Here is a 9,868-nt window from a genome sequence, read left to right on the forward strand (position 1 = left end):
GGTGTGGGTTTCCGGGTTCTAAAAGAAGAAGCGCAGGTAATCCCCCCCTCTTCGCTTTTCCCACCCAGCCGCCCCCCCGGGACAGGGCAGCCGGGCTCATGCCAGGGGCGCGGCGCCGAAGACCGCCTTGGCCTTGTCGCAGTGGATGACGACGGTGTCGTAGTCCGCCACCTCCACGCCGTCCAGGGCGAAGGTCTGGGACGCCTCGTCGAACGCGACCACGTCGATCTCGGTGCCCGCGGCGACCGCGGCCTCGTCCGTGCCGTTCGTGAGATACACGTGCAGGTCGGGGCCCTCGTCGGAGGAGTAGCCCGACAGGACCAGCTCCGTGTCGCTCACCTCGGCCGTGCCCGCGACGGCCTTGTCGTTGAGGCCCTCGAAGGTTCCGGTGCGGGCGGCCATGCCCATGTCGTCGGTCATGTCGTCGGACATGTCGTCGGACTGCTCCTGGGACGACATGGTCTGGTCGGACATCGCGTCGTCCGACCCGGCGCCGGAGGTGCCGCAGGCCGTGAGCATCAGGGTGGCGGTCAGGACCGCCGCGCCGGCGAGTGCTGTCGTGCGCATGAGAAGTGCCTCTCTGTCGGGTTCGTCCAAGCCGTCGGCGGCGGGCGCCGCCGACGTCGTCGAACCTAGGCAGGGCGGGCTCCGGGACGCGGGAGTCTTGCAGAGGCGTAACAACTCGACCGGGGCGCTCGCGGTTACGCTGCCGGACATGGGAGCGCGCGTCGAGGTCATGGTCGTCGAGGACGACGAGACCGTCCTGGCCGTGGTCGCCGACTACCTGGGCGGCCGCGGGTACGCGGTCACGGCGCTGAGCGACGGGCTGGTGGCCCGGGACGCGCTCCGCACGGCGCGGCCGGACGTGCTGGTCCTGGACCGGATGCTGCCGGGCGTCAGCGGCGACGAGCTGTGCCGCGAGGTGCGCGCGGCCGCGCCGCGCACACCGATCATCATGCTCACCGCCCTGGACGCCGTCGAGCAGCGCATCGACGGGCTGGAGCACGGCGCCGACGACTACGTGGTCAAGCCGTTCGCGCTGCGGGAGCTTCAGCTCCGGATCGATGCCCTGGTCCGGCGCAGCCGCGGGCTGCACGTGGCGCCGTCGCCGTTCACGCTGGGGCCGTTCCGCGTCGACCCCGCGCACCGCCGCATCTGGGCGGCCGACGTCGAGATGACCCTCACGTCCCGGGAGTACGAGCTGTTCCTCTTCCTGCTGCAGAACCCGGACCGCACCCTGACGCGGGACGACCTCCTGCGCGAGGTGTGGGGGTGGAGCTTCGGCGAGGAGTCCACGGTGACCGTCCACGTGCGCCGGCTGCGCGAGAAGATCGAGCCCGAGCCGCGCTACCCGCGCTACCTGCTCACCGAGTGGGGCCGGGGCTACCGGTTCACGGTCGGGGCCGCCGCATGATGCTCACCCTGGTCGACCTGCTGCTCATCCTCGCCACCGCCGCGGTGTGCACGGCGGCGATCACGCTGCTCGCGCTCCTGGTGCTGCGCCGCCGCCGGCAGCGCTCGGTCACCGCCCCGTTCGTGGTCCTGGTGGTCGCGGCGATCGCGTCCATCGTCTGCTCGACCCTCGCGATCGCGGCCCTGATGTACCTCTCGCTGCACGACCTGCAGGTGCTCCTGTGGGTGGTCGGCCTGTCCGCGGTGCTGAGCCTCACCGCGACCCTGCTCACGGCCCGCGCCGTGAGCCGGTCGTTCGCCCACCTGGGGGAGGCGGTGGAGCGGGTGGGCCGCGGCGCCGTCGTCGGCCCGGAGGCGTACGCGGGCCGGGAGCTCGCCGACCTCTCCGCGCAGCTCGCCGTGGCGTCGGAGCGGCTCGCCGCGGCCCGCGCCGAGATCGAGCAGCTCGACGCCGCCCGCCGCCAGTTCTTCGCCTGGATCTCGCACGACCTGCGCACCCCGCTCACCGGGGTCAGCGCACTCGCTGAGGCCCTGGACGACGGCGCCGTCGCGGACCCGGCCGACTACGTGCGGCGCATCCGGGTGCAGGTCGCCACGATGAATCGGCTGGTCGACGACCTGTTCGAGCTCTCGCAGATCCAGAGCGGCGCGCTGCGGCTCCGCCGGGAGGACGTCGCGCTGCTGGACGTCGTGTCCGACGCCGTGGCCGACGTGCACCAGCTCGCCGTCGCGAAGCAGATCCGTGTCGAGCACGCGGGGGTCGCCGGCCGGACGGTGCGCGCCGACCCGCACGAGCTGACCCGCGTGGTGGTGAACCTGCTGACCAACAGCATCCGCCACGCCCCGGAGGGGTCCGAGATCCTGGTCTCCGCCGACCAGGCCGGCGACCGGCTGGTGCTCTCCGTGCTCGACCAGGGCGGCGGCGTCGACGGCGAGGACCTCACGCGGATGTTCGAGATCGGCTGGCGGGCGAGCGCCGCCCGCACGGCCGACGCCGGAGCCGCCGGGTCGCCGGGCGCGGGGCTCGGGCTGGCCATCGTCCGCGGCATCGTCGAGGCGCACGGCGGGGACGTGCGCGCCGCGCACGTGCCGCAGGGTTTCCGGCTCGACGTCGCGCTGCCGGCTCCGGCTGGCTGAGACCGCGCGGCGCCGTCTGGCGCCGTCCGGCGTGGGCGGTTCGGCACGCCTCGAATCGATCTGATAGAACGTGCGCCATGACGTCTCCCCAGATCGGTGTCGTGCTCCCGCGCGACCTGCCCGCCGCCCAGGTGCTCCCGTACGCGCGCGCAGCGGAGCGGCTCGGCTTCGACGAGCTCTGGGTCGTGGAGGACCTGGGCTTCCGCGGAGGGCTGGTGCAGGCCGCCGCCGTGCTGGGCGCGACCGAGCGGATCCGCGTCGGCATCGGGATCCTCCCGGCCGCGGTGCGCAACCCCGCCTTCGCTGCGATGGAGATCGCCACGCTGGAGCAGCTCCACCCCGGCCGTACCGACGTCGGCGTCGGGCACGGGATGCCGGGCTGGATGCGCCAGGCCGGGGCCTGGCCCGAGCGGCCCCTCACCTTCCTCGCGGAGTACGTGACCACGCTCCGGACCCTGCTGGGCGGCGGGGCGGTGGCCGGCGAGCTGCGGCTCGACCCCTCGGCGGTGCCCGACGCCGTGCCGCCCCTGCTGCTGGGCGTGCGCGGACCGCGGTCGCTGGCGGCGTCCGGCAGGGTGGCCGACGGGACCGTGCTCGCCGAGCCGGTCGCGCCGCAGTACGCGGCGGCGGCGCTGGGCGCCATCGCGCCGCGGGGCGAGCACCGGCTGGTCGCGTACAACATCGGCGCCGTCGACGACGACGCGGCCGCCGCGCTGCGGACCGCCCGCCCCGGCCTGGAGTGGATCGGCGAGCCGGACTGGGCGCCGCACGTGGCGCCGCTCCCGTTCGCCGAGGAGTTCGCGGCCCTGCGCGCGTCGTCCGCCTCGCGCGCGGAGTTCGTCGAGCGCCTGCCCGACGAGTGGGTCGCCCGCCTCGCGCTGGCGGGCACGCCCGCCCAGGTACGGGCGCGGATCGACGAGCTCGGGCGCGCCGGCGTGACCTCCAGCGTTTTCATCCCCGCCGGGCCCGACCCGCTGGCGGCGCTCGACGCGCTGGCCCGGGTGCTGTGAGCGCGCACCTGACGCCGTCGGCCCAGCGCCGGCGGGCCGCGCTGTTCGTGTCCTTCTTCATGACCGGCGTGTCCATGGCGACCTGGGTCTCCCGCACGCCAGCCATCCGCGACGCGACCGGCTCGACCACGGCCGAGATGGGGCTCATCATCGCGGGGCTGTCCGCGGGCTCCATGGTGGGCATCGCGGTGGCCGGCACGCTGGTGGCCCGGCGCGGCGCCCGGTTCGTCGTGCTGTGGGGCATGGCCGCGATCGTGACCGGCGTCGCCGTGGTGGCGCTCGGCACCGCGACCGCGCAGGGCTGGCTCGTGGCCGTGGGACTCGCGTCGTTCGGGTACGGCATGGGGTCGGGGGAGATCGGCCAGAACGTCGAGGGGGTCGACGTCGAGCGGGCGCTGCGGCGCACCGTCGTGCCGAGCCTGCACGGCAGCTACAGCCTCGGCGTCTGCGTGGGCGGGCTCGTCGGCCTGGGCGCGAGCGCCGCGGGCCTTCCGGTGCTCACGCACCTGGTGGCGGTGTCCGCGCTGACGGCGGTGGCCTCGGCGGCGCTGGTGGCCAACCTGGCTCCCGCCGTCGGCCGCGAGGAGGCCGCCGCGGGGCAGCGCCGTCGCCCGCTCGGTGAGACCGTCGGCGCCTTCCTCGCGGTGTGGCGGGAGCGGCGCACCCTCGCGATCGGCGTGATCGTGCTGGGCATGGCGCTGGCCGAGGGGTCGGCGAACGACTGGCTGCCGCTGATCATGGTCGACGGCTTCGACCTGTCCGCCGCCACGGCGTCGCTGGTCTACGCGTTCTTCGGCCTGTCCATGGCGATCGGGCGGTTCAGCGGCGGCTTCTTCCTCGACCGGTTCGGCCGGGCGCCCGTCATGGTGGTCAGCGCCGGGCTCGCGATCGTCGGAATCGGCCTCGTGTCGTTCGCGCCGACGGCGGTGCTGGGTGCGGTGGGCGTGCTGCTCTGGGGGATCGGCGCCTCGCTCGGCTTCCCGGTGGCGCTCTCGGCGGCCGGCGACGACCCGCTGAACGCCGCGCGCCGCGTCAGCGCCGTCGCCACCGCGGGCTACACCGCGTTCCTGGTGGGGCCGCCCCTGCTCGGTTTCGTCGGCGAGCACCTGACCCTGCGGCTCGCGATCCTGCTGGTCATGGTGCTCGTCGCGGTCTCGGCATGCTTCGCTCGCGCGGTCACCCCGCCCGTCCTAGTGGGTCCAGGAGAGGTCGAACCGAGGTGACCGGGCGCGGGCTCGACCAGGTGGTCCGTGGGCTGGGCGTTGTTGGCGGGTTGGTGGGCTCGGTCGGTAGGCGATCGCGCCGTGGGTGGGGGTGGTGTAGCAGCCGATCTGATAGCGGCTGCGTGGAATACGGCCGGGAGCGGGCCCGGCCACGCCGACGGCCGGGGTCCACGCCGGTGTCGGTGGTGTCGGCGCGACCGAGACATACGTGTGCCCCGTTGGGGTGACCGTCTCGACGGCGTGGCGGCCGTCGAGCTGGGTGGCCTTCTGCTGCCAGCCCGGTGCCTGCTTCGCGTGATTGCACCGGGCGCACAGGCCCTGGCCGTTGTCGAGGCTGGTCGAGCCACCCTCCGAGTGCGGGATGACGTGGTCGGTGTGCCGGATCGGGGCGTCGCACCAGGTGGTGGCGCAGATGCCCTGCTCACGCGCTCGCAACAACGCCGCCAGTCCCTGGGGGTGGAACCGAGATGTCGAGGTCGTGGCCAGCAGTCGGCCGTGCGGGTTGACGTAGATGCTGCGTAGCCAGGCGGTGTCGGTGTCGATCGCGTGCGCTGCCAGGTTTCGGGCCACGGGAGCCGGGATGACGCCCGCGCCGGCCGGGGCTCCCTCGACCATCACGGCCGGCTGGCCACCGCCGGCCAGGAGGGTCTCGTCGGAGACGAGGAGGTTGATCGTGACGGGCACATCGCCGGCATGCCCGGGCTCGCGGACGGTGACGCGTTCGATGAGGGTGTCGGCCATGATCTGCCCGGTCCCGCGCTCGTCCCCGCCCGCCTTCGCGGCCTCGGCGTGGGTCTTGAGCTGCGCGTAGGCCTGGACGCCCTGTGCCATGGGGACCAGGGCGGTCAGGTAGACCATCAGGTCGGGTGCCGGACGGATCGAGACCCGCCGTTCCGACACGGCTTTCGCGTTGCGCTTCACGCAGGCGTGCACGTCCAGCCGGGCGGCCAGCTCCTTGATGCGGGCCACGAGTCGGCGAGTACCCATCCGGGCCAGTTCCGCCAAACCCGCCGGTCCGCAGATCTCCTCGTCGATCAGCGCACGGTGCTCCAGCGACAGGTGGGAGGTCTCCCGGACCAGGAGCGTGGCCCGCCATGGTGAGAGCACGCCGGTCTGCAATGCTGCGAAGGTGTTGGGCATCTGGGTGGCCCAGACCCGGGACGTGGACACGAACCCGGCCCCTGCGTGCGGGCTGATCCGAAGTGCGGCACCGACCTGGTTGGGCACACCGCGCCCACGGCGCTCGGCCCGGATGCTCTGCTGGGCTTCGTCGGCACGGGTTGCCTCGTCCAGCGCGACAGCGAGCCGGGCCTGGGTCGCGGTGATCGCGTTCTTGACCGCCTCCAGCTCGCCGAGCAGGTCCACCCACTCGGCCTGGGCGGCACTCGAGGCAAGAGCACCAGATCCGATGTCAGGGGCACCGGGCAAGATCATGCCCGCCAGCAACTCTCGCACCGCCCGGATGCGCGCCACAGAGACGCCTCTTTCGAGCGCGGGCGCTCCGGACTCCCCGGCACTACCGAGCAGCGGAGCGCCACCGGGCAGCACCGAGCGAGCAGGCTGTCTGCCCGCCGCCGTCAGCACATCACCCGTTCGCGTCATGCCATCAACATATGGCACGCCCGTTCGCACCGCTCGCCGAGCGAACCCGATCTGCCGACAGCAGAACCGGCTGCTCGTCGTGCTGGGCAGTACCGGTCCAGGACCTACCGTGGAGCCCATGGCAAGACTTCACGACGTGGTGTTCGACTGCCGCCACCTCGCATCCCTGGCCCGGTTCTGGGCCCTTGTCCTCGACGGCTACGAGGTGGCCCCCTACGACGACGAGGAGCTCGCGCGGCTCCGCACCCTCGGGGTCCACGACCCGGAGGACGACCCGTCCGTGCTGGTCGAGGGGCCGGCCGGCGCGCCGCGGTTGTTCTTCAACGCCGTTCCCGAGCCCAGGACGGTCAAGAACCGCGTGCACCTCGACGTCCGCGCCCCTGACCGGGACGCCGAGGTGGCGCGCCTGGTCGCAGCGGGCGCGTCCGAGGTGGGCCGGCACGAGGACTGGGTGGTCCTGGCCGATCCCGAGGGCAACGAGTTCTGCGTCTTCCCCGAGTAGCGGCGCCCGAGGGCACGCACCCGCCTAGGCAGCAGTGGGCAGCAGCGCGTCCCGGAACGCCGCGACCGCCGCGCCACACGCCCAGTCGATGAACGTGTGCCGTCGCACCACCAGGCGGCAGTTCGCCGCCGCGCCGAACGCGTGCGCCGCGAACTCCTCGCGGATCCGCCGCTCGTACAGGTCGTACTCCATGACGCCCTCGCCCGCGATGACCACCACCTCCGGGTCCACCAGGTTGGCGGTGACCGCGAGGGCCGCGCCGATGGCGGTGCCCGCGCGGTCGAAGGCGTCGACGGCGGTGCGGTCGCCCGCGTGCGCGAGGTCCACGGCGTCCGCGAGCGTGAGCGTGGCGTCGCCGTGGCCCGCCCGCACGGCGTCGCGGATGGCGCCCGAGGAGGCCACCGCCTCGACGCAGCCCCGGCGGCCGCACACGCACACGGCGTCGGGGGAGGCCAGGGGCAGGTGGCCGATCTCGCCGACGACGCCGTGCGCCCCGACCACGACGTCGCCGTTGACGTAGATGCCGCAGCCGATGCCGGCGCCGATCGTGACGATGGCGAAGCTCTCCGCCTCCACGCCGAGCCCGAACCACTGCTCGGAGCGGGCGAGCGCGCGCACGTCGTTGTCGACGATCACGGGCAGGTCGGTCTGCCGCGCGACCTGCTCGCCCAGGGGCACGTTGGCCCACCCCAGCAGGGGGGAGTGGCGGACGACGCCGGAGCCGGTGTCGATGTCGCCCGACACCGAGACGCCGAGGCCGACGAGCCGGTCGGCGCTGTCGCCGAGCTTGTCGATCAGCCGGCGTGCGCAGCGGACGATCTCGCGCACCACCGTTTCGGGGTCGTGCCGGTCGAGCGCGCGCCGGGTGGAGGTGAGCACCTCGTTGCCGATGCTCACCGCGACGGCCACGATCTCGTCGGCGTTGACCTTGACGCCGATGGCCAGCATGGAGCGGGGCACCACGCTCAGCGGGTAGACGGGGCGGCCAGGCGACGAGCTCTCGGCGTGCTCGCCGACCGTCACGAACCCGTCGCGGATCAGCGGGCTGACCGTCTTGGTCACCTTCGCTTGCGACAGGCCGGTCAGCCGGCCGATCTCGATCCTGCTCACCGGGCCGTGCGTGATGATGCGCGTGAAGATCTCCGCCGACGTCGTCGTGCGCAGCTTGGGGCGGCGCGGCGGCGTCGGGGGCGGCGTGGCACTCATGGGAAACCTCGTCCTCGGCCTGGGTGCGGCACGAGCCTGGGCGCGGCGCGCGAGGCGCCGCACCCAGGCCGGCCGGCACTACTTGGAAAGGATCTCGTGGGCCTTGTCCGCGGCCTCCTGCCAGACGTCGTCGTCGCGCTGGTGGCTGTAGTACGCCTCGAACAGCGGCTGCAGCTCCGACTTGAGCTCGGCGCCGTTGGTGTAGGCCAGCGACGGCTCGAGCTCCTCGTTCTTCGCGTAGTTCACGAAGACGCTCAGGTCGATGCCCTTGTCGAGCTGGTCGGCGGCGAGCGCGTCCATGGCCGACGGGATGGACGGGAAGAACGAGCCCGACGTCAGCGCGGCGCTCTCCTGGCACTCGGCCGTGCCCATGAACGACATCCAGTCCCAGGCCGCCTGCTTGACCTTGCTGCCCGACCAGAGCATGTTGCCGTTGGAGTTGCTCATCACCACGCGGGTCTCGCCGTCCGGGCCGAGCACGTTCGGCGCGATGCCGACCGACATGTCGGGCAGCTTGGCGAACGTCGTCGCCGACCACGAGCCGCCGGAGATCATCGCGACCGAGCCCGAGCCGAGCTGCTCGGTGTCACCGACGGTGAACTGGCCGAACTCCGGGGCGAGGCCCCGGTCGGACAGGCCGCGCAGGTAGTCCATGGTGTCGGTGAACGCCGGGTCGTCGAACGCGTAGGACGTCGGCCAGGCGGCCGGCTCGCGCATCGTCCAGTCGGACGCGGCGGCGAACTGGTACCAGGTGGTCTGCCCCAGGTAGTCGGCAGTGCCGAGCGCCCCGATGCCGTAGACCGCGACCTTGTCCTTGTCGAAGCCCTTCTCGTCGCCGCGCTTGCCGTTCTCGTCGACGGTGAGGTGCGCGACCACCTTGTCGAAGGTGCCCCCGTCCTCGGGGTTCCAGGTCATGTTCTGGACGTCGTCCTCGGTGAGGCCCGCGTCCTTGAGCATGTCCTTGTTGTAGTAGAACGCCGAGCCGGCCCAGTCGAGCGGCAGGGCGTACTGCTTGTCGTCCGTGTAAGTGAACGCGGGGACGCCCACGTTGAACACGCCCAGGTCGTAGTCCGACGCGGCGATGTAGTCGTCGAGCGGCTCGAGCTGACCCTGCTTGGCGTACGAGTCGAGGAACTCCACGCTGTTCTGGAACGTGTCGGGGGCGTTGCCCGCGACGAAGCCCGCGGTGAGCTTGGTGAAGTAGTCGTCCACCGCGTACTGGGTGATGTTGACCGTGATGTCGGGGTACTTCTCCTGGAACGCGGGCAGGCAGGTCTTGTACGACTCCGCCTGCTTCTCGTCCCAGGTCCACCAGTTGACGGTGCCCGCGTGGGCGCCCTCCTCGGCCGCTCCGCCGGCCGAGCCGCCCGCGCAGGCGGCCAGCGAGACGGTGACAGCGGCTGCAGCGACGATGCTCAGCATGTGCTTCGGTTTCATGATTCCTCTTCGATCAAGGGACCGGGTGGGTTCGGTTCGGGTTGACAGGGCCGGCGGTCGTCCCGAGCAGGCGGCCGAGCACGTCGAGCGCGCCCAGCCGGTCGAGACTGCCGCCGGCGTCATGGCCGTTGGCCGGCCAGACGGTGATGTCGTGCTGCGCCGCGTACTCGTTGTGCGCGGCGAACACGGTTTCGGGGGGAGTGATGTCGTCGTCGAGCCCGCAGGAGAACCAGGCGGGCGTGGGGGGGGGGGGGGGGAAGGTGGACACCTCCCCATCACGGAGGGTGGGGGGGGTGAAATCGTTGCGTGTCCCGTCCCTTTCTCGACAGTCGGTCAGC

At 72.6% G+C, this 9,868-nt stretch carries 10 protein-coding genes; 5 read left to right on the forward strand and 5 right to left on the reverse strand.

Features of this window, described 5'->3' with window-relative positions:
- Positions 1–96: 96 nt before the first annotated feature.
- Entirely contained in the window at positions 97–567 is a 471-nt protein-coding gene (locus tag ACFV9Q_RS04195; protein WP_377233295.1) for a DM13 domain-containing protein, read from the reverse strand.
- A 148-nt stretch (positions 568–715) separates the two neighbouring features.
- On the opposite strand from ACFV9Q_RS04195, the gene ACFV9Q_RS04200 reads away from it, so the two are divergent.
- The 4 genes from ACFV9Q_RS04200 to ACFV9Q_RS04215 all read left to right on the forward strand — a co-directional run bounded on the left by ACFV9Q_RS04200 (position 716) and on the right by ACFV9Q_RS04215 (position 4,783).
- A complete protein-coding gene (locus ACFV9Q_RS04200) occupies positions 716–1,414 on the forward strand; it encodes a response regulator transcription factor (protein WP_377230338.1) in 699 nt (232 codons plus the stop codon).
- Positions 1,411–2,550, forward strand: a complete 1,140-nt coding sequence (locus ACFV9Q_RS04205) for a sensor histidine kinase (RefSeq protein WP_377233296.1) — start codon at positions 1,411–1,413, stop codon at positions 2,548–2,550. Before ACFV9Q_RS04200 ends, ACFV9Q_RS04205 begins: the two co-directional genes overlap by 4 nt.
- A 77-nt stretch (positions 2,551–2,627) precedes the next feature.
- A complete protein-coding gene (locus tag ACFV9Q_RS04210) occupies positions 2,628–3,560 on the forward strand; it encodes an LLM class flavin-dependent oxidoreductase (RefSeq protein ID WP_377233297.1) in 933 nt (310 codons plus the stop codon).
- Complete coding sequence (locus tag ACFV9Q_RS04215; protein WP_377233298.1) at positions 3,557–4,783, forward strand: MFS transporter; 1,227 nt, start codon at positions 3,557–3,559, stop codon at positions 4,781–4,783. Before ACFV9Q_RS04210 ends, ACFV9Q_RS04215 begins: the two co-directional genes overlap by 4 nt.
- Here ACFV9Q_RS04215 and ACFV9Q_RS04220 read toward each other — a convergent pair.
- Positions 4,751–6,217 carry a DUF222 domain-containing protein gene (locus tag ACFV9Q_RS04220; protein WP_377233299.1) on the reverse strand — a complete coding sequence of 489 codons (1,467 nt, stop codon included), beginning with the start codon at positions 6,215–6,217 and terminating at the stop codon, positions 4,751–4,753. The two genes, ACFV9Q_RS04215 and ACFV9Q_RS04220, sit on opposite strands and share 33 nt — an antisense overlap.
- Before the next feature lie 286 nt (positions 6,218–6,503).
- Between ACFV9Q_RS04220 and ACFV9Q_RS04225 the strand changes: the two genes are divergently transcribed.
- Entirely contained in the window at positions 6,504–6,887 is a 384-nt protein-coding gene (locus tag ACFV9Q_RS04225) for a VOC family protein (RefSeq protein ID WP_377233300.1), read from the forward strand.
- Positions 6,888–6,911: 24 nt separating this feature from the next.
- Here ACFV9Q_RS04225 and ACFV9Q_RS04230 read toward each other — a convergent pair whose 3' ends face one another.
- The 3 genes from ACFV9Q_RS04230 to ACFV9Q_RS04240 form a co-directional block, all read right to left on the reverse strand.
- Positions 6,912–8,093, reverse strand: a complete 1,182-nt coding sequence (locus ACFV9Q_RS04230) for an ROK family protein (protein ID WP_377233301.1) — start codon at positions 8,091–8,093, stop codon at positions 6,912–6,914.
- A gap of 78 nt (positions 8,094–8,171) precedes the next feature.
- Positions 8,172–9,530 (reverse strand): ABC transporter substrate-binding protein, encoded by a 1,359-nt coding sequence (locus tag ACFV9Q_RS04235; RefSeq protein ID WP_377233302.1) that lies wholly within the window; start codon positions 9,528–9,530, stop codon positions 8,172–8,174.
- A gap of 13 nt (positions 9,531–9,543) precedes the next feature.
- Positions 9,544–9,868 (reverse strand): acetylxylan esterase (locus tag ACFV9Q_RS04240; RefSeq protein WP_377233303.1); only part of this gene is annotated, 325 nt, incomplete at its 5' end.

This window comes from Promicromonospora sp. NPDC059942, assembly GCF_042731755.1.
Lineage (GTDB): Bacteria > Actinomycetota > Actinomycetes > Actinomycetales > Cellulomonadaceae > Promicromonospora.

Bases quoted from the DNA above. Each gene is read 5' to 3' on its own strand.
- ACFV9Q_RS04195 (WP_377233295.1), bottom strand. From the start codon at position 567: ATGCGCACGACAGCACTCGCCGGCGCGGCGGTCCTGACCGCCACCCTG.
- ACFV9Q_RS04200 (WP_377230338.1), top strand. From the start codon at position 716: ATGGGAGCGCGCGTCGAGGTCATGGTCGTCGAGGACGACGAGACCGTC.
- ACFV9Q_RS04205 (WP_377233296.1), top strand. From the start codon at position 1,411: ATGATGCTCACCCTGGTCGACCTGCTGCTCATCCTCGCCACCGCCGCG.
- ACFV9Q_RS04210 (WP_377233297.1), top strand. From the start codon at position 2,628: ATGACGTCTCCCCAGATCGGTGTCGTGCTCCCGCGCGACCTGCCCGCC.
- ACFV9Q_RS04220 (WP_377233299.1), bottom strand. From the start codon at position 6,217: ATGATCTTGCCCGGTGCCCCTGACATCGGATCTGGTGCTCTTGCCTCG.
- ACFV9Q_RS04225 (WP_377233300.1), top strand. From the start codon at position 6,504: ATGGCAAGACTTCACGACGTGGTGTTCGACTGCCGCCACCTCGCATCC.
- ACFV9Q_RS04230 (WP_377233301.1), bottom strand. From the start codon at position 8,093: ATGAGTGCCACGCCGCCCCCGACGCCGCCGCGCCGCCCCAAGCTGCGC.
- ACFV9Q_RS04235 (WP_377233302.1), bottom strand. From the start codon at position 9,530: ATGAAACCGAAGCACATGCTGAGCATCGTCGCTGCAGCCGCTGTCACC.